The organism is Croceicoccus estronivorus (assembly GCF_001625325.1).
In the GTDB taxonomy this organism is placed as follows: Bacteria; Pseudomonadota; Alphaproteobacteria; order Sphingomonadales; family Sphingomonadaceae; genus Caenibius; species Caenibius estronivorus.
Genome location: NZ_JRQQ01000003.1, coordinates 91829 through 110110, shown reverse-complemented (window position 1 = coordinate 110110; position 18282 = coordinate 91829). Strand labels below are relative to the sequence as shown.

Sequence of the window (18282 nt, the reverse complement as noted above, 5' to 3'; positions counted from 1 at the left end):
CCTGTACCTCTGAAAAACGCCTGTCGGAGGGAAGGATAGATAGTGGCCAGTTTTGTCCTGATACATGGTGCCTTCCATGGCGGTTGGTGCTTCGACCCAGTAGTGGAAATCCTGCGAGAACAGGGTCACGAGGTCGTTGCGCCGGATCTGCCCGGAATGGGCGGTGACGAGCAGGCCTTGCGAGAGGCCAGCCTGGACGCATGGGCCGATTTTACCGCGGATCTCTGCCGTGATCTCCGTTCGCGGGCTGATGGGCCCGTGATTCTGGCCGGGCACAGCCGCGGCGGCCTCGTCATCAGCGCAACTGCGGAAAAATATCCCGACGCCATGTCCGGTCTCGTCTATATCGCCGCCCTGATGTGTCCCGACGAGAACGGCCTTGAGGCATTTCACGCAGCGGCACCGGGGCATGACGATATACTGGCTGCAATGCAGCCGGAGGCCAATGGCGCCGGACTTGCCTTTGCACCCGACTTCGCGCCTGAAGCCTTCTACCACAGGAGTCCGGCCAATCTTGCTGAGGCAGCAGTCAGCAAGCTGGTCACGGAACCTGCGGCCACGCTGGCATCGAACGTTCCCGTAACGGCAGATCGCTGGGGACGTATTCCGCGGACCTATATCGAATGTACGGACGACAGGACGCTCGACATCGCATTTCAGCGCGCGATGATCGGGCTGTCACCGGGCACACAGGTCGTCACTCTGGATGCCGATCACAGCCCCTTTTATTCCGCAACCGAAGAGCTGGCGGAAGCGCTGCTATCGCTGGCCTAAAGCCACACTAGCGGCGGGAAAGAGCGGCTTCGCTTTCCTGCATCAGTTGCGCGATAATATCCGCGACGGGTTCTTCCTTGCTCACCATGCCGACCGACTGGCCCGCCATGAGCGAGCCATTCTCGACATCGCCGTCGATCACCGCCCGTCGCAGCGCTCCGGCCCAATAGTGCTCAATCTCCAGCTGCGCCTCACCCATTTCCACTTTGCCGCTGTCGAGCAATTGGGCAACTTCGCGTTGCTTGGCAGTGAAAAGCTCCGTCCCGCTGTTCTTGAGCGCCCTTACGGGGATCACGGGCAAGCGCGGATCGACCTGGACACTTGCCACTGCGTCGCGGGCATTGGCGCGAAAAAATGCCTTCTTGAAATCGGGATGGGCAATCGATTCCGTCGCGCAGGCGAAGCGAGTGCCCAGTTGCACACCGGCAGCCCCCATTTCGAGATAGCCGGCCATCGCCTCACCCCGTCCGATACCGCCGGCCACGAACACGATATAGTCTTCCGCCAAAGCAGGGAGAAATTCCTGCGCCAGCACACTGGTCGCAACCGGGCCGATGTGCCCCCCTGCTTCCATCCCTTCGATGACCAACGCATCGCCGCCGGACCGAAGCAATTTCTTCGCCAGCGCCAGCGTCGGCGCGAACACGATCACTTTCGCGCCAAAGGCCTTGATCGCTTCCACACTGCCCTTGGGCGGAATACCGCCTGCCAGCACGACATGGCCAACGGCATGCCTTGCACAAACGTCGATCAGATCGAACAGTTGCGGGTGCATGGTAATGAGATTCACACCGAAGGGCTTGTCCGTCAGCGCTTTCGTTCCGGCGATTTCCGCATCCAGCAGTTCCGGCGTCATCGCCCCACAGGCAATGACCCCGAAGCCCCCGGCATTGGAAATTGCCGAGACGAGATTGCGTTCCGAGACCCAACTCATCGCGCCGCAAAGGATCGCATGTTCGCTGCCGAGGAATTCGGCGCCACGGCGCATCAGGGTGGAAGTCTTGGGATGGACGCTCATCGGGGCTCCGGTGCTTGGCAATTTTCAGGGCAGGACGCCTTAGATGCCCATCTGCCGCCCGACAAGCAACGACCGCGCCATGATGACGCTTTTCTGCGGGCGTACACGCGGCGGTAAAGAATCCTCTTTAACAACCCCAAGGCACATAGCCCGCTTCATTTAATCGCAAAACTCGATGATAGTGAAATACATAATCGGTTTAGACGATTTTTGTTTGAAGGGTAGTGTCTCAGGCAGGGCTCAACTGGATCGTTTGATCCTGCCGATCGAGCGAAGGAGGAGATGTTATGAACGCCGAAAGCAAATGCCCGGTCATGCACGGGGCAGCCACATCCATGAGCACGTCGAACATGGAATGGTGGCCCAATGCGCTGAACTTCGACATTCTGCACCAGCACGATGCCAAGACCAATCCGATGGGGCCGGACTTCAACTATCGTGAAGAGGTCAAGACACTCGATTTCGAGGCGCTCCGGAAAGACATGGTCGACCTCATGACCGACAGCCAGGAATGGTGGCCAGCTGACTGGGGGCACTATGGCGGCTTGATGATCCGCATGTCCTGGCACGCCGCGGGTTCCTATCGCGTGGCCGATGGCCGCGGTGGCGGCGGCACTGGCAACCAGCGTTTCGCTCCGCTCAATTCCTGGCCCGATAACGTCAGCCTGGACAAGGCCCGCCGTCTCCTGTGGCCGATCAAGAAGAAATACGGCAACAAGGTCAGCTGGGCGGATCTCATCATCATGGCCGGCACGATCGCCTACGAAACCATGGGCCTCAAGACCTTTGGCTTCGGCTTTGGCCGCGAGGACATCTGGCATCCCGAAATCGACACCTACTGGGGGTCGGAAAAGGAATGGCTGGGCAAGGACCGCTACACCGACAGCAATGATGAGGGCTCGCTGGAGAACCCCCTGGCCGCGGTGCAAATGGGCCTGATCTACGTCAATCCCGAAGGGGTCGACGGCAAGTCCGATCCGCTGAAGACGGCGGAGGCCGTGCGCGTGACTTTCGAACGCATGGCCATGAACGACGAGGAGACGGTTGCCCTGACCGCTGGCGGTCACACGGTCGGCAAGTGCCACGGGAACGGCAACGCCGAACTGCTCGGCCCCGATCCCGAAGGCGCCCCGGTGGAAAACCAGGGCTTCGGCTGGAAGAACCCCAACGGCAAGGGCCTGGGGCGCGATACCATCACCAGCGGGATCGAAGGCGCCTGGACGACCCACCCCACCGTATTCGACAACGGCTATTTCTATCTGCTTTTCAATTACGATTGGGAGCTGAAGAAAAGCCCTGCCGGGGCCAATCAGTGGGAACCGATCAACATCAAGGAGGAAGACAAGCCCGTTGATGTCGAAGATCCGTCGATCCGCTACAATCCGATCATGACCGATGCCGATATGGCGATGGTCAAGGATCCGATCTATCGGAAGATCTCGGAGCGGTTCTATAGCGACCCGGAATATTTCCGCGAAGTCTTCGCGAGAGCCTGGTTCAAGCTGACCCACCGCGACATGGGGCCGAAGGCCCGCTACATCGGGCCCGACGTTCCGGCAGAGGATCTGCTCTGGCAGGATCCGGTTCCGGCAGGCAATGCCTCGTATGATGTCGATGCAGTCAAGGCCAAGATCGCCGCCAGCGGACTCTCCATCGCGGAGATGGTCTCTACCGCATGGGACAGCGCACGGACCTATCGGCAATCGGACATGCGGGGCGGCGCCAACGGTGCACGTATCCGGCTCGCCCCGATGAAGGATTGGGAGGGTAACGAACCCGAACGCCTTGCCAAAGTACTGTCCGTACTCGAACCGATCGCGGCGGCGGCCGGTGCCAGCGTAGCGGACGTTCTCGTGCTGGCCGGCAACGTCGGTGTCGAACAGGCGGCCAAGGCTGCGGGCTTCGATGTGACCGTACCTTTCGCGCCAGGCCGGGGCGACGCCACGGACGAGCAAACCGACGCCGAAAGCTTCGAGCCGCTGGAGCCGATCCACGACGGTTACCGCAACTGGCTGAAGAAGGATTACGTCGTCAGCCCGGCCGAGCTGATGCTCGACCGCACCCAGCTGATGGGTCTGACCGCACCGGAAATGACTGTTCTGGTCGGTGGCATGCGGGTCCTCGGCGCCAACCATGGCGGTACTGCACATGGCGTGTTCACCGACCGGAAGGGGGCATTGACGACGGACTTCTTCGTCAATCTCACCGATATGGCGAACGTCTGGCAACCGTCAGGCAGCGGGCTTTACGAGATCCGGGATCGCAAGACCGGCGCAGTCAAATGGACTGCAACCGAGCTTGATCTCACTTTCGGGTCGAACTCGATCTTGCGGGCCTATGCCGAGGTCTATGCCCAGGACGACAACAAGGAGAAGTTCGTGAAGGACTTCATCGCCGCCTGGACCAAGGTCATGAACGCCGACCGTTTCGACCTCGACTGAAACCCGGCGAATTAAGCCGCGAACGAAAAGGCCTCCCCCTGCACTGGCAGGGGGAGGCCTTGCTATCTATCGGTCAGGCATGAGCCCCGGAGGTTTCACCCTTGTTCCATGTGATAATTCGAAGGGCCGAAATAGGCGTCCATCCTGCGGATGAGGCCGTCATCACCAAATTCCATCACGTCGAGCGTTTCGACCCGCATCACCGTTTCGTGATTGTGAGTGCGCACGATCAGGGCCCCGGCGGCGAGATGACCAGCGATGCGCACCGCGCCTTCCAGCTTCATTTCCATGCCGCCTCCCATCGAGTCGAAGGCGGATTGGTACCAGGCACGGATGTTTTCCCGCCCCTCTACCGCTGGTGACGTAACCGGATCGCGAACCACCGCGTCTTCGGCATAAAGAGCCGCGATCCCATCGGTATCGCCCACCGTAAACAGTGCTGCGTAGCGTTCGAACACGCGACGGATGTGGTCCGCAGAGGGGCCGCCAACCTGTTCCTTGAGCTGCTGGCGCGCACTATCGGGAAGTTCAGTCATGCTCTCTCTCCACTTCTGATCCGCCCGTATCGGGTCAGATATACCCCCGGCGTACGTCCGTTTCAGCCTGCGTCGGTTGCGTCCAGCCCATAGGCGGTGTGCAACACGCGAACGGCCAGTTCCGTTTCATCGGCGTCGATCAGCACCGACACCTTGATCTCGCTGGTCGAGATAGCCTGGATGTTGATGCGACGATCGGCCAGAGTCTTGAACATCGTCGCTGCGATGCCCGCATGACTGCGCATACCAACGCCGACGACACTGATCTTGGTCACCTTGCTGTCGGTGATCATGCGATAGAAACCGATGGTTTCCTTCTGCTCTTCGAGCAAGGCCTGCGTCCGGTCGAGATCGGCCTGCGTGACCGTGAAAGTCACATCCGTCTCGCCCTTATCCTTGGCGACGTTCTGGATAATCATGTCGACATTGATGTTGGCTGCGGCCAGCGGACCGAAAATGCTCGCCACCGCGCCGGGCCGGTCGGCCACACGTGTAAGAGTAACCTTCGCCTCGTTCTTGTCGGCGGCGATGCCGGTGATCAGCTGGTGCTCCATTTCAAGTCCTTCCAGTTCCTCGTCGCTCACGATCATCGTGCCCGGCAGGTCGTCTGCCAGCGGGGCATCATCGTCGACAAAGGATGACAAAACCTGCACCCGCACGCCTTCCTTCATCGCGAGGCTGACGGAGCGCGTCTGCAGAACCTTTGAGCCGACCGAGGCCAGCTCCAACATTTCCTCGTACGTAACGCTGGGCAGCTTCCGCGCCTTGGCGACGATGCGAGGATCGGTGGTGTAAACCCCGTCCACGTCGGTGTAGATGTCGCACCGGTCGGCCTTCACTGCCGCCGCGACGGCAACTGCCGACGTATCCGACCCGCCGCGACCCAGCGTCGTCACCCGTCCAGCGGGATCCAGACCCTGGAACCCCGGGATCACCGCGATTTCGCCTGCCTGCATCGAAGCCACCAGCGCATCGGAATCGATATCCTCGATCCGCGCCTTCGCATGGGCATCGTCCGTCTTGATCGGCAACTGCCACCCAAGCCAGCTGCGGGCCTTGCAGCCCATCGCCTGCAGGGTCAGCGCCAGAAGGCCCGACGTGACCTGTTCGCCCGCAGCGACGACCACGTCGTATTCAGCCGGATCGTAAAGAGCGTTGGCTTCACGGCAGAAACCGACCAGACGATCCGTTTCCCCGGCCATCGCCGAAACGACCACTGCCACTTCATGCCCGGCCGCCTGCTGGCGGCGAACGATGTTGGCGACACGGCGGATCCGCTCTGTCCCCGCCATCGAAGTACCGCCGAATTTCATTACAATGCGAGCCAAGCTCAAAGCTCCTGCTGCTGGAATCAGGTTCGGCGCGCTGTTAGGGGTGTGGCATGACGATTGCAACTCCCGGCACAAATGCCGACCTCGCAGACCAGGCAACTATTCGCCCCGAAGAAGCCGCCCACTTCGGGCGGCTGGCTGCCGACTGGTGGGACCCGGATGGGTCTTCCGCCATGCTCCACAAGCTCAATCCCGTTCGGCTTGCCTTCCTGCGCGATGCAGTGAACGCCCACTGGGGGAAAGACCCGCAATCGCTGAAACCGCTGGCTGGCAAATCCGCACTCGACGTCGGCTGCGGCGCAGGCCTGCTGGCGGAACCGCTCGCTCGGCTGGGGGCAAGCGTCACAGGGGTGGATGCAGCAGCGGAAAACATCGCCGCCGCCCGCGAACATGCCGCAGGGTCGGGCCTTGCCATCGACTATCGCGACGGCGAGTTGGAAGCGCTGGGTCTCGGGGCATTCGATCTCGTCACCGCGATGGAAGTGGTCGAACATGTCGCAGACAAGCAGGCCTTCATCCACGGACTGGCCCGTCACCTTGCGCCCGGTGGCCTGATGCTGCTCTCCAGCCCCAACCGCACACCGCAATCACGCCTGCTGATGGTACAACTGGCCGAAGGGCTCGGTGCAATTCCCAAGGGCACGCACAACTGGGACGATTTCATCACACCGCCAGAATTGCATGATTTACTGGCCGATGCCGGGCTGAAAATGGGCGATCCGTGCGGAATCGCCTATTCACCTGCGAAAGGCCTGCACCTGTCGAACAATCTCGCGCTCAACTTTATCGTAACCGCACGCCAGGCCTAGACCCGGCGTTCTTCCGGATCGTCATCCGCAGGCAGTTCAGGGTCCAGCGCTGCGATCATCGGCGTAGTGCGGGGTAGTATCTGGAAGGAATGCTGCTCCTCGCCCGGGACCGGCAGAGCCACGAACTGACGCCAGATACCAAATGCGAAAGCCAGCGCCGCGACTGCTCCGATGAACAGGTAGAGCCCACCCGGACCGGCGACAGTCATCGCAAGGGCGCTGGCAAGCGGCCCCACGGCCGCCCCCGCCGAATATGTCAGGATCAGTCCCCCGGTCGCGCCGGTGCGTTCATTCGCGGCAAGGTGATCGTTCGTATGGGCCACGCACAAGGGATAGAGCGCAAAGGCAAAGCCGCCGAACAGCACGCCAAGAAACGTGAAAATGCCCGGATCAGTCACGAGGGTCATCGCCCCGCATATCAAGGCAGTCAGAGCGAAGCAGATGACGATAACCATGCGCCGGTCGAACCGGTCCGACAGCCGACCCAGCGGCCATTGCAGAATTACGCCTCCGGCAATCACGCTGGCGATCAGGCTGGCAATCGCGAGATTGGACATGCCTATGCGCTGCGCATGAATGGCTGCCATCGCATAAAATGCCCCCAGCATGAGCCCGGTAGCCATTGCGCCGACAAGGCCCAATGGCGAGGCCGCATATAACCGGCGAAGCGCGAACGGCTGCTGATCCTCCGTCGCGGGCGCGACCATGCGTGTCAGCGCGACCGGAATCACGGTAAGCGACAGGATCAGCGAGGCGATGACGAAAGGCAGCCTGGGATTGCCCATTTCCACGCTGAGCAATAGCTGGCTGAGCGCCTGCCCGCCGTACAGCGCCATCATATAGAAAGCGAGAGTGCCCCCCCGGCGTTCCGTTTCCGCCTGATCGTTGAGCCAGCTTTCCAGGCACACGAATACGCCGGCGACACAGAAGCCATCGACGAAGCGGAGCACGATCCACAAGGGAATCGCCTGAACGATCGAATAGGCAAGTGCGCTGGCGGAGAACAGCGAAACGAAGACGGCAAAGGCCCGGATATGCCCAACACGGCCCACCAGCCGCAAAATGACGACGGAACCCACCGTGAGGCCGACGAAATAGCTGGTGCCGACCAGGCCGATCAGCGGTGTCGCATAACCAGCGTGATCGAGCCGGACGCCCAGCACCGCAGGCAGGGCCCCGCTGCCGGACATGAACATGAATATGGCGACGAGTAAGGTAACAACGGGAAACAAAGCACGCATCAATCGGTTCAGCGCCGCAAGGCGCCTGCTACTCCTTTCACTATGGATATGCCGGAATTGGCTGCCCGGCATTTAGACCAGTTTGCCGCAAGCAACTCAAGGGCACCCTGGCAAAAGCGTGTGTAATCAGTGCGTTTACCCTTACGATGCGCTGTTTTCAGAGATTGCGTTGCAATGCAGCAAAGAATTAACTCTCATCCCGTTATGGAGATTCCACACTCCCAGAGGATGGAAGAATGACAGCCAACACTGCCCCATCGGTCACATACACGCCTGCGAGCTTTGGAGATCTCGAAACGCTGCGTGCTGCGAAGGAGGCCGCCGACCGTGCCGAACGGCGTCTGCGCGAAGCAATCGACGTCCTGCCCGAAGGCATCGTGTTTCTCGACCCCGAAGGACGCTACATCCTCTGGAACCAGAAGTACGCGGAAATATACGCAAAATCCGCGGATCTGCTGGAACCTGGCGCCAGACTGGCGGATACCCTGCGGATTGGCGTGGAACGCGGCGACTATCCCGAAGCGGCGGGATGCGAGGAAGAATGGCTTTCCCATCGTCTTTCGCTGATGGAAAACCCCGGCGTGCGCCACGAACAGCGGCTGTCCAACGGGCGCTGCATCATGATCGAGGAGCGCAAGACTCACGACGGCGGCACCATCGGGCTGAGAGTGGACATAACCGACCTCAAGGATCGCGAGGAATCCTTCCGCCTGCTCTTCGAAGGCAATCCCGTTCCGCTGCTGGTCTATGATCCCCGGCGCGAGTGCATCCAGGCCGCGAATGACGCCGCGCTCGAACATTTCGGTTATGCGAAGGACGAAATGGAAGGCCTGCCTGCCAGTCGCCTGTTCGCGGACGACGAATGGCAGGAAGCACGGACGGTCCTGGCGACGAACTGTTCCGAGAAAGATCGTTTCTGGCGGCAGCGCAACAAGGAGGGTAGCCGTCTGGAATCCGTCCTGTTCACGCGGCAATCCGTGCTTTCAGGCGAAAAGGCGACGATAATTTCCGTGTTCGACGTGACGGAGCGTCGCCGCGTGGAAGCCCGCATGGCCCATATGGCCCGGCATGACGAATTGACCGGACTGGCCAACCGAGCCCATTGCCGGGAACGGCTCTATGACCTGCTCGTGCAGGAAGAGAAACCGGAAGATCTCACGATCTCCCTGGTCGATCTGGACCACTTCAAGGCCGTCAACGATACTTATGGCCACCTGGTCGGCGACGCCCTCCTCGCCGAGGCGGCCCGACGCATGATGGCCCAGATCCCGAAGCGGGCCCTGCTTTGCCGGATCGGAGGAGATGAATTCGCCATCATCTTCCGCAACGCCAGCCATGATCAGGTCGAACTGGTGGCCAAATCCATCATCACCGCGCTGTCGACCCCGTTCTTCATCGGGGATCATTCGCTGCATATCGGGGCCACCATCGGCAGCGCCAGTTCGATGCGCGACAGTGCCGATCCGGAAACCCTGCTGCGGTATGCCGATCTGGCCCTTTACGCTGCCAAGGCCACCAAGCGCGGCACCTATCGCCGCTTCGAACTGGCCATGGACACGGCCGCCCAGCAAAGGTCCAAGCTGGAAAACGATTTCCGGGACGCTGTGCAGAAAGGCACGCTGCAGGTTCACTACCAGCCGATGATCAATCTGTCCGGCGGAGAGCTGGAAGGATACGAAGCCTTGCTGAGATGGACCCATCCCGAATGGGGTGCCATTTCGCCGGAAGTGTTCATCCCGCTGGCGGAAGACCTCGGGCTGATCGAAAACCTCGGACAATTCGTCCTGCGCACAGCCTGCATGGAAGCGACCAAATGGGGCGATGACATCCTGCTGTCAGTCAATGTTTCCCCCCTGCAATTCCGTAGCGGCAACTTGCTCAATTCCGTCCTGCAGGCCCTGTCCGGTTCAGGCCTCAGGGCCGAGCGGCTCGAACTGGAGATCACCGAAGCCGTCCTCATGGACCGCAACCCGCAAACGCTCTCGGTCATCCGAAGCCTGCGCATGCTGGGGGTCGGGCTGTCGATGGACGATTTCGGCACGGGATACAGTTCCTTGCGCTACCTGCTCAGCTACCCCTTCACCAAGATCAAGATCGACAAGTCCTTTATCATGAGCCTCGATGAAGAGAGCAACTCCCGCGCAGTCATCCGGGCAGTGATCGGTCTCGGCAGCAGTCTCGGCATGAAAGTGACCGCCGAAGGGATCGAGCACGAGGCGATCCGCGATTATCTGAGAGACGAAGGCTGCGCGCAGGGTCAGGGCTATCTCTTCGGCGAAGCCCGGCCTGCCCACGAACTCGAAACGAAGATCGAACAGCGGCGTATTGCCTAGCACATCCGCCCCCCCGGCCTTGCGCCCCGCTCAGGGCGCGCAGGGCCGGAGACGCCTCCATCAGCACACATCGATCCTGCCGCTCGCATGGGGATGCCACCGGAACAGTGCCCTTCCCGGTCGATGCGCCCTGCCGGAATCGGCGAGGAAGCCGAGACGTTCAAGCAGCGCCCGTGACCGGACGTTGCCTGGCAGGCATTCCGCCAGGATGAGCCGGTCCGGATAACGCAGGGCCAGCATGGCTACGACCGCACGAACGGCCTCGTCGGCAAGCCCCTGTCCCCGTGCCGCAGCGGCAAACCAGTAACCGATCTCCACCGCGCGCGCGCCTCTTGCGTGAATGCCGACCACGCCGTGCAGACGCGCCAGATCCTTGTCCCACACGCCAAGAAAGCGATTGTCCGGGTTCATCCCCGCAATCAGCGTTTCGGCTTCGGCCAATGTGAACGGTTCGGGCAGGAAATGGACCCGGGCAGTCACCGACGCGTCGGTTATCGCCGCCAGGGCCCCGGCATGATGCGGTTGCAAAGGGCTGATGCGACAGCGCGCGGTACGTATATCGTCGAAAGGATGAGTCATGATGGTCTCTTCAAGAGGCCGCCGTGACAAGTGACAATGCTGAAAAATGACAATGCGCACCGAACACGGCGGCATTTGTCACGAATGATGACGACTTGCCGCTCCTTAAAAGGAACGCCAATAAAACGAGCGGAACGTGTTTACGGTGTCAGTCATCGCGGCACCCATTGGCACATTTGCAGGCGGCAGGCAATCGCCTGCACGCCGGGACAGCAGAAGCGTATCAACCCAGGGCAGCCGCCCATTCCGCTTCCTTGAAACCGACCAGCAGTCCGTCAGGATATTCGACCACCGGCCGTTTGATGGCAGACGTATGCTCGGCCATCAGCTTCACGGCCTTGTCTGCGTCGATCCCTTCCTTGTCCGCATCCGGTAGCTTGCGGAACGTCGTTCCCCGGCGATTGAGAATTTCTTCCCAGCCCTTTGCCCCAACCCAGGCCTCCAGCTTCCCAGCATCGGCACCTTCCTTCTTGTAGTCATGAAAGCGGTAACCGATTCCCTGCTCATCAAGCCATTTGCGCGCCTTTTTCACTGTGTCGCAATTGGGAATGCCGTAAAGGGTAATGCTCACCTGGTTCTCCTATCTCACCGTTCCGAGATGGGCGTCGGCAATCGCGACGGCAAGGGCATCCGCAGCGTCCGCCCCGGCAATCGCCGCCCCCGGCAACAGGATTTTCAGCATCGCCTGAACCTGCGCCTTTTCCGCAGCGCCCGTTCCCACCACTGATTTCTTCACGCTGCGTGGTGAATGTTCATGCACAAGCAGGGATGCACGCCCACAGGCGGCCAATACGGCCCCGCGCGCCTGGGCCAGCTTGAGTGTCGACTGCGGGTTCTTGTTGACGAAGACTTCCTCGACCGCAGCGCGATCTGGTTCGTACTGCCCGATCACCGCGTAAACCGCATCCAACAGATGCAGCAGGCGTTCGGGCAACGACGCCTTCGCATCGGTGGCCACCTGCCCATTGGCGATGTGCGACAGCCGCGCGCCCTCGCTGCGGATAATACCCCAGCCGGTGCAGGACAACGAAGGGTCGAGGCCGAGGATAATCATCGCCCCGGCCTAGCGGGATAGATCCCGCAGCGAAAGGGAAACGATCAGCGGTGGTGAGGCCGCGCGTGCATATCCGGCCGTTGCACGTTCCAGACCAGCCCGAGTTTTTCCAAGGCATAGATGACCCATGCGCTGGCATCGATTTCGTACCACCTGACACTGGTCGAAACACCGCGTGGGTGGGCGTGGTGGTTGTTGTGCCACCCCTCGCCCAGCGTGAGATAGCCGAGAAACAGGTTGTTGCGCGCTTGGTCCAGATCCTTGAAGTTCTGATAGCCATAACGGTGGCCGAAGCTGTTGACTGCCGCGATCATGTGAAGCGCCAGCGCCAGGCGGAGAAAGCCTGCGACCATGATCGTGCCCAGTACGGCGCCCGGTCCACCGAACGCCAGACCCCACAGCCCCGGCGCGATGACGGCCGACACCGCGAACCAGAAGTAGCGCGTCTTGTGCGCCCATTCGATCACCGGATCGCCGACGATCCCTTTTCCGTACATGTCGGGATTGGTGGTCGCTTCGCCGTAAGCCCAGCCGAGATGGGCATGCTTGAGACCTTTCCGCCCCGCAAGCGGGCGGCCATAATCATCCACATAGGGGCTGTGGATGTCACCGGGCTGATCCGACAGCGTATGGTGGCGGCGATGGTCCATGCACCAGCGCTTGAGCGATCCGTACACACCCATTTGTGCCAGGGCCCCGAACGCATAGCGCATCGGCTTCGACGTCTCGAACGCCTTGTGCGTGAAATAGCGGTGATAGCCGATCGACATGCCCAGAATATTGAGCACGTAGAAGAACGCGAATCCGGACCACTCGACCCAGCTTGTCGGCTGAAGCACGATATAAGCAAGCGCGGCCAATGCCCCCCCTTGCTTGATCGCCGCATAGACGAGGTGTTCACGCCGCCGCTCCGCCGCTTCGGGCCCGCCGAAACGGACCGCGGAACGCCAACGCTCGATAATCAGGTCTTCGTAGGTTTTCCCACGTGCCGGACGGGCGACGACATCCGCGTCCCTGCCGGGAACGAGCGGCACATCCGCACGCCCAACCGCGTCCTGCACGGGATCATCAATCAGCTTCGTTTCCATTGCCTGCACCCCCAAGAGCCGGGTCAAGCAATAAAGCTACACGAAATATTAACTATGGTAAAAGGCTAAAACCCTAAGGTGTAATAGTTAACGAGCCGAGCCCTCCGGTGTGCGCGCAAGCCCTGGCCAGGCAGGTCAGGCCCAACAGCAATTGCGCCGGAAAGGCAGAAGCCCCCGGCGCAATTGCAATTCAGCGTTAAAATATCGGCGCAAACCGGCCTACGTCAGCCCCGGCCATCCAGCCGGGCACGTATCCGCGATGCAGGCTTAGCCCAGATTCGCCATCACTTCGTCAGAGACATCGTAATTGCCCCACACGGTCTGCACATCGTCATCGTCGTCGAGCGCATCGATCAGCTTGAACAGGGTCTGCGCCTCTTTTTCAGCGACATCGACTGTCAGATTCGGTTTCCAAGCCAGCTTCACACTCTCAGCCTCGCCCAGCGCCTTTTCCAACGCGCTGGCGACTTCGTGAAGAGCTTCCATCTCGGTCCAGATCGTGTGGCCGTCTTCCGTGCTTTCCACATCGTCGGCCCCGGCTTCGATGGCCGCTTCGAGGACTTTCTCCTCATCCCCTGCGCTGACGGGATATTCGATCAGTCCCTTACGCTCGAAACCGTGACTCACCGCCCCGGATGCCCCGAGATTACCACCGTTCTTGGAAAAGGCCGTACGAACATTGGTAGCCGTGCGATTGCGGTTGTCCGTCAGTGCCTCGACAATCAGAGCGACGCCGCCCGGTCCGTATCCTTCGTAGCGCACTTCTTCGTAATCGTCGCCTTCGTTGGCAGACGCCTTGTCGATTGCGCGCTGGATATTGTCCTTGGGCATCGATTGCGCCTTGGCATTGTTGACTGCCAGGCGCAGGCGCGGATTCATATCCGGATCGGGTGCCCCCATTTTCGCCGCAACGGTGATTTCGCGGCTGAGCTTGGAAAACATGGCCGAGCGCTTTTTATCCTGCGCGCCCTTGCGATGCATGATGTTCTTGAATTTGGAATGGCCTGCCATGGCTCTCGTCTTTGTCTCTAGCTTTGGAAAATCGATGGGCGCCCTTACACCGGGCAGGCGCATGAGGGCAACCGCCGCCGCGAGAGCGCACGAATCGACTTCGTTGCCCGGCGCGATTTACACGATGACGGCGGTCCCGCTGGCGCTGACCATCAGCATCGAACCGTTCTGGCCCAGCACTTCATAATCGAGATCGACCCCGATTACGGCATTGCCACCCATCTCAGCCGTTCTCATGCGCATTTCACCAATCGCCTGCTCCCTCGCCCGCGCAAGGACATCCTCATACTTGCCCGAACGCCCACCGACGATGTCGGTTATCGAAGCGAAGAGATCGCGAAAGAGATTGGCGCCGACGATCACCTCACCCGTCACAATACCGAGATATTGCCTGACCGGCCGCCCTTCGACCGATGGGGTCGTGGTCACGATCAGTTCGCTTCCGTTCCTGTCCCAGGGATTGGCCATTGCAAGCTGCTCCGTTTCGTCTGGGGGACAGGGCTATCTCCCCGTCCCCGGGAGGTGGGCAAGATCAGCCGAGGCCGAGCGCTGACTTGTAGGTATCGAGGATCGCTTCCATTTCAGCCCGGTCATCGGGCTTCATCTTCCGCAACCGGACGATCTGACGCATGATCTTGACATCATAGCCAACGGCCTTCGCCTCGGCATAGACGTCGCGGATATCGTCAGCGATGCCTTTCTTTTCTTCTTCGAGGCGTTCGACGCGCTCGATCAGGAGGCGCAGGCGGTCATCGGTGGCTTCGGCCATCGGGAAATGCTCCGGTCAGTTGAGAATCACGAGATCAGGCTGATAGCGATGCCAGCGCCACTGGTGAAGGCGGTGTCGCGCCTTATCCCATATCCACGTTCTTCTTCAGGCTTTCCTCCATCCGCGCGACCTGTTCCGGGCTTGCCTCGCTCTGGTATCTGTCCTTCCATTCTCCGGCCGGCATGCCGTGGATCACTGCGCGAGCCGTTGCCTTGTCCAGCCCCGCTCCCGCTTCGTTGATCCAGTCGGCCAGGCAATTGCGGCAAAATCCGGCCAGCCCCATCAGGTCGATATTCTGCGCATCGTGGCGCATACGCAAATGCCGCACCAAGTGCCGGAAGGCAGTGGCGGCCACGTCATCGGGCAGCTGGTCCAGCGGGTCGATTTTATTCGTCATAATTTTATACCTATTCCTCTCTGTCCTTGAGTTGCCGCAAAGCTGTGCCATAGCGCACGGCCATGGCAAAACTCGAACCACGCGGCCGCAAGGTCAAGATTCTCGCAACGGTCGGTCCGGCCAGCCGCGAGCCCGAAATGCTCCGCAAGCTGTTGCTCGCCGGGGCTGACGCCTTTCGTATCAACATGAGCCACGGCGATCAGGCGACTCATGCGGAAACGATTGCCGCTATCCGCGCGCTGGAAAAGGAATTTCATCGGCCGATCGCAATCCTGTGCGACCTGCAAGGCCCCAAGCTACGCGTCGGAACATTCAAGGACGGGCAGGCGGTAATCCGTCACAGCGCCCATTTCACGCTCGACCGCAATCCCGAACCCGGCGATGAGAATCGCGTCTGCCTGCCGCACCCGGAATTGTTCGAGTTGCTCGACAAGGGGCAACGGCTGCTGATCAATGACGGCAAGATCCGTCTGCGCGTCATCAGGGCCGATTCCGATGCGATCCTCTGTTCGGCGGAAGTCGGCGGCGTGATTTCCGACCGCAAGGGCGTGAACATTCCCGACGCGGAAGTGCCAATCCCTGCCTTGACGGAAAAGGACCGCAAAGACCTGGCCTTTGCAGTCCAACATCGTGCGGACTGCATCGCCCTGTCGTTTGTCCAGCGGCCGGAAGACCTTGCCGAAGCGAGGCGGTTGATGGGTGGCTACGGCGCGCTCTGCGCCAAGATCGAAAAGCCTCAGGCGGTGCAGCGTCTTTCCGAGATCATCGAATTGTCGGACGCCGTGATGGTGGCCCGCGGCGATCTGGGCGTAGAACTAAACCCGGAAGAAGTGCCTCCGCTGCAAAAGCGGATCGTCAATGCCGCGCGCACGCAAGGCAAACCGGTGATCGTGGCAACGCAAATGCTCGAATCGATGATCGAAAGCCCTGCCCCGACACGCGCCGAAGTCTCCGACGTGGCCAACGCCGTCTATGACGGAGCCGACGCCGTGATGCTTTCGGCTGAAACCGCGGCAGGCAGCTGGCCGGAGGAAGCCGTTGCGATCATGCATCGTATCGCCAGCGAAGTGGAACGCGATCCTGGCTACAAGGCCCGCGTGCATTTCCTTGAAACGATGCCCGATCCCACCACTGCCGACGCTCTCAGCCATGCCTGCATGACGATTGCGGAAAACATGCCCATTACCGCAGTGGTCGTGTTTACCGGTTCGGGTTCGACCGCCCGCCGTGTGGCCCGCGAACGCCCCGGCGTGCCCGTCCTCGTGCTGACACCCTCGATCGAGACCGCACGGCGCATGTGTCTCGTCTGGGGCGCACAGGCCGTACCCACGCGCGATATCGGCAGTTTCGAGGAAATGATCGCCAAGGGCAAACGCATGGCCTTACGTCATGGGTTCGGCAAGGCCGGGTCGAAACTGATTGCTCTGGCCGGCGTGCCTTTCGGCACACCGGGATCGACCAACCTGCTGCATATCGTCACCCTTTCGGGCCACGAACTGGACCGGAAAAAGGCTTGATCAGCCCGCCGCCCGTTCCAACCGGGCGCGGGCTTCGCTCTCCCCTATAAGCGGCAGCAAAGCCGCCATGTCGGGCCCGTGATCGCGCCCCGTAAGTGCCTGACGGAGCGGCAGGAACAAGGCCTTGCCCTTGCGCCCCGTTGCCTCTTTCAGGGCGCCGGTCAAACTGCGCCACGGATCTTCGCTCCATGCGAGCGACTGCGCCGCCTGTCCGAGATAGACTTGCGTTTCGGCGTCGAAATCGGGCTGAGCAATCGGACCGGTTACTACCTCCCACCAGTCTGCCGCTTCAGCAACGTGGGCCAGGTTGGGACGGATGGCTTCCCAACCCGCTTCGTCCATCCCCGAGGGAAGGCGGCCTTTCACTTTGGCAAATGGCAGTTGGTGGACCACTGCGGCATTCAACCGTTCCAGCTCCGCCTCGTCGAAACGAGCCGGGGCCCGTCCGAATGTCAAAAGATCGAAGCCCGCAATCAACAGCGTGGGATCGACGACAGGTTCGACCGGCTGCGACGTGCCCAGCCGCGCCAGCAGTGCAACGAGTGCTTCCGGTTCGATACCCTGTTCGCGCAATGCATGCGCACCGAGGGCACCGAGGCGTTTCGACAACTTCCCTTCACTACCGACCAGCAACGCTTCATGCGCGAAGCGGGGAGGTTTCGCCTGAAGCGCCGTAAACATCTGGATTTGCACGGCAGTGTTCGAGACGTGATCTTCGCCGCGGAGGACATCCGTCACACCCATTTCGACATCGTCGACTGCACTCGGCAACATGTAGAGCCATGAGCCGTCGGCCCGGCGGATGACCGGATCGGACAGTTGCGCCGCATCGAATTGCTGCGGGCCGCGAATGCCGTCCTCCCAGGTGATCGGTTCTTCCCGGTCCAGTTTGAAGCGCCAGTGCGGGGCGACGCCTTCTGCGGCTTTCTCTGCATGGTCCGCTTCCGTCAGAGCCAGGGCGGAACGATCGTAAATTGGCGGCAACCCCCGCCCGAGGAGGATCTTGCGTTTGAGGTCCAGTTCCTGCGCGGTTTCATAACAGCGATAGATCCGCCCGGCGTCGGCCAATCTGGCGAATGCCGCCTCGTAATGCGTGAAACGTTGCGACTGCCGTTCTTCGCCGTCCGGCTCGATCCCCAGCCATGCGAGATCTTCGCGGATCGCATCGACGTATTCTTCGCGGCTGCGTTCGCTATCGGTATCGTCGATCCGCAGGAGGAAACGCCCGCCCTGCTTTTTCGCAAGCAACCAGTTGTGGAGCGCGGTACGAATATTGCCGACGTGGAGCCGCCCGGTGGGCGACGGAGCGAAACGGGTAATGACTGTCATGGCTCTGCCGTTAAAGCATCGTGTGAAAAAGTGGGATCCCGTTTTTCAAAAACGG

18 protein-coding genes are annotated in these 18282 nt (G+C 60.9%); 5 read left to right on the top strand and 13 right to left on the bottom strand.

Annotated features, from left to right (window positions below; all coding sequences use genetic code 11):
- The first annotated feature begins 42 nt into the window (after positions 1-42).
- Positions 43-774 carry an alpha/beta fold hydrolase gene (locus tag MB02_RS06865; RefSeq protein ID WP_170304659.1) on the top strand — a complete coding sequence of 244 codons (732 nt, stop codon included), beginning with the start codon at positions 43-45 and terminating at the stop codon, positions 772-774.
- Between the two features lie 7 nt (positions 775-781).
- On the opposite strand, the gene MB02_RS06860 is transcribed toward MB02_RS06865, so the two are convergent.
- A complete protein-coding gene (locus MB02_RS06860; protein WP_067534512.1) occupies positions 782-1792 on the bottom strand; it encodes an NAD(P)H-dependent flavin oxidoreductase in 1011 nt (336 codons plus the stop codon).
- Between the two features lie 287 nt (positions 1793-2079).
- Between MB02_RS06860 and katG the strand changes: the two genes are divergently transcribed.
- Complete coding sequence (gene katG, locus MB02_RS06855) at positions 2080-4233, top strand: catalase/peroxidase HPI (protein WP_067534509.1); 2154 nt, start codon at positions 2080-2082, stop codon at positions 4231-4233.
- 95 nt (positions 4234-4328) lie between these two features.
- Here the strand turns inward: katG and MB02_RS06850 are convergent, their stop codons facing one another.
- Positions 4329-4769: a nuclear transport factor 2 family protein gene (locus tag MB02_RS06850; RefSeq protein WP_082826023.1), complete on the bottom strand. Its 441-nt coding sequence runs from the start codon at positions 4767-4769 to the stop codon at positions 4329-4331.
- 62 nt (positions 4770-4831) lie between these two features.
- Complete coding sequence (locus tag MB02_RS06845) at positions 4832-6097, bottom strand: aspartate kinase (RefSeq protein ID WP_067535023.1); 1266 nt, start codon at positions 6095-6097, stop codon at positions 4832-4834.
- A 53-nt stretch (positions 6098-6150) separates the two neighbouring features.
- Between MB02_RS06845 and ubiG the strand changes: the two genes are divergently transcribed.
- Positions 6151-6909 carry a bifunctional 2-polyprenyl-6-hydroxyphenol methylase/3-demethylubiquinol 3-O-methyltransferase UbiG gene (ubiG, locus tag MB02_RS06840; protein WP_067534506.1) on the top strand — a complete coding sequence of 253 codons (759 nt, stop codon included), beginning with the start codon at positions 6151-6153 and terminating at the stop codon, positions 6907-6909.
- On the opposite strand, the gene MB02_RS06835 is transcribed toward ubiG, so the two are convergent.
- Entirely contained in the window at positions 6906-8153 is a 1248-nt protein-coding gene (locus MB02_RS06835) for an MFS transporter (protein WP_067535020.1), read from the bottom strand. The genes ubiG and MB02_RS06835 overlap by 4 nt on opposite strands.
- Positions 8154-8386: 233 nt before the next feature.
- Between MB02_RS06835 and MB02_RS06830 the strand changes: the two genes are divergently transcribed.
- Positions 8387-10483, top strand: coding sequence for a putative bifunctional diguanylate cyclase/phosphodiesterase (locus tag MB02_RS06830; protein ID WP_067534503.1), 2097 nt, complete (start codon positions 8387-8389; stop codon positions 10481-10483).
- A gap of 60 nt (positions 10484-10543) precedes the next feature.
- Here MB02_RS06830 and MB02_RS06825 read toward each other — a convergent pair whose 3' ends face one another.
- From MB02_RS06825 to MB02_RS06790, 8 genes are all read right to left on the bottom strand, one after another.
- Complete coding sequence (locus MB02_RS06825) at positions 10544-11062, bottom strand: GNAT family N-acetyltransferase (protein ID WP_082826049.1); 519 nt, start codon at positions 11060-11062, stop codon at positions 10544-10546.
- A 223-nt stretch (positions 11063-11285) separates the two neighbouring features.
- The gene (locus MB02_RS06820; RefSeq protein ID WP_067534499.1) at positions 11286-11633 is read right to left on the bottom strand and encodes an ArsC family reductase; all 348 of its coding nucleotides are present in this window, start codon (positions 11631-11633) and stop codon (positions 11286-11288) included.
- A 9-nt stretch (positions 11634-11642) separates the two neighbouring features.
- Complete coding sequence (gene ruvC, locus MB02_RS06815) at positions 11643-12116, bottom strand: crossover junction endodeoxyribonuclease RuvC (protein ID WP_067534496.1); 474 nt, start codon at positions 12114-12116, stop codon at positions 11643-11645.
- Positions 12117-12160: 44 nt separating this feature from the next.
- Positions 12161-13204 carry an acyl-CoA desaturase gene (locus MB02_RS06810; protein ID WP_170304658.1) on the bottom strand — a complete coding sequence of 348 codons (1044 nt, stop codon included), beginning with the start codon at positions 13202-13204 and terminating at the stop codon, positions 12161-12163.
- A 267-nt stretch (positions 13205-13471) separates the two neighbouring features.
- Positions 13472-14215: a YebC/PmpR family DNA-binding transcriptional regulator gene (locus MB02_RS06805; protein ID WP_067534490.1), complete on the bottom strand. Its 744-nt coding sequence runs from the start codon at positions 14213-14215 to the stop codon at positions 13472-13474.
- Positions 14216-14332: 117 nt separating this feature from the next.
- On the bottom strand, positions 14333-14683 hold the full coding sequence (locus MB02_RS06800; protein ID WP_170304657.1) for a heavy metal-binding domain-containing protein: 351 nt from the start codon (positions 14681-14683) through the stop codon (positions 14333-14335).
- Between the two features lie 64 nt (positions 14684-14747).
- Positions 14748-14984, bottom strand: coding sequence for a DUF2312 domain-containing protein (locus MB02_RS06795; protein ID WP_067534487.1), 237 nt, complete (start codon positions 14982-14984; stop codon positions 14748-14750).
- An 82-nt stretch (positions 14985-15066) separates the two neighbouring features.
- On the bottom strand, positions 15067-15381 hold the full coding sequence (locus MB02_RS06790; RefSeq protein WP_067534484.1) for a DUF1244 domain-containing protein: 315 nt from the start codon (positions 15379-15381) through the stop codon (positions 15067-15069).
- 62 nt (positions 15382-15443) lie between these two features.
- Between MB02_RS06790 and pyk the strand changes: the two genes are divergently transcribed.
- On the top strand, positions 15444-16898 hold the full coding sequence (gene pyk / locus MB02_RS06785; protein WP_067534481.1) for a pyruvate kinase: 1455 nt from the start codon (positions 15444-15446) through the stop codon (positions 16896-16898).
- Here pyk and gltX read toward each other — a convergent pair whose 3' ends face one another.
- On the bottom strand, positions 16899-18227 hold the full coding sequence (gltX, locus tag MB02_RS06780; protein WP_067534478.1) for a glutamate--tRNA ligase: 1329 nt from the start codon (positions 18225-18227) through the stop codon (positions 16899-16901). It abuts the gene before it with no gap.
- Between the last annotated feature and the right edge of the window lie 55 nt (positions 18228-18282).

Bases quoted from the DNA above. Each gene is read 5' to 3' on its own strand.
- MB02_RS06860 (WP_067534512.1), bottom strand. From the start codon at position 1,792: ATGAGCGTCCATCCCAAGACTTCCACCCTGATGCGCCGTGGCGCCGAA.
- katG (WP_067534509.1), top strand. From the start codon at position 2,080: ATGAACGCCGAAAGCAAATGCCCGGTCATGCACGGGGCAGCCACATCC.
- MB02_RS06850 (WP_082826023.1), bottom strand. From the start codon at position 4,769: ATGACTGAACTTCCCGATAGTGCGCGCCAGCAGCTCAAGGAACAGGTT.
- ubiG (WP_067534506.1), top strand. From the start codon at position 6,151: ATGACGATTGCAACTCCCGGCACAAATGCCGACCTCGCAGACCAGGCA.
- MB02_RS06830 (WP_067534503.1), top strand. From the start codon at position 8,387: ATGACAGCCAACACTGCCCCATCGGTCACATACACGCCTGCGAGCTTT.
- MB02_RS06825 (WP_082826049.1), bottom strand. From the start codon at position 11,062: ATGACTCATCCTTTCGACGATATACGTACCGCGCGCTGTCGCATCAGC.
- ruvC (WP_067534496.1), bottom strand. From the start codon at position 12,116: ATGATTATCCTCGGCCTCGACCCTTCGTTGTCCTGCACCGGCTGGGGT.
- MB02_RS06810 (WP_170304658.1), bottom strand. From the start codon at position 13,204: ATGGAAACGAAGCTGATTGATGATCCCGTGCAGGACGCGGTTGGGCGT.
- MB02_RS06805 (WP_067534490.1), bottom strand. From the start codon at position 14,215: ATGGCAGGCCATTCCAAATTCAAGAACATCATGCATCGCAAGGGCGCG.
- MB02_RS06800 (WP_170304657.1), bottom strand. From the start codon at position 14,683: ATGGCCAATCCCTGGGACAGGAACGGAAGCGAACTGATCGTGACCACG.
- MB02_RS06795 (WP_067534487.1), bottom strand. From the start codon at position 14,984: ATGGCCGAAGCCACCGATGACCGCCTGCGCCTCCTGATCGAGCGCGTC.
- MB02_RS06790 (WP_067534484.1), bottom strand. From the start codon at position 15,381: ATGACGAATAAAATCGACCCGCTGGACCAGCTGCCCGATGACGTGGCC.
- pyk (WP_067534481.1), top strand. From the start codon at position 15,444: ATGGCAAAACTCGAACCACGCGGCCGCAAGGTCAAGATTCTCGCAACG.
- gltX (WP_067534478.1), bottom strand. From the start codon at position 18,227: ATGACAGTCATTACCCGTTTCGCTCCGTCGCCCACCGGGCGGCTCCAC.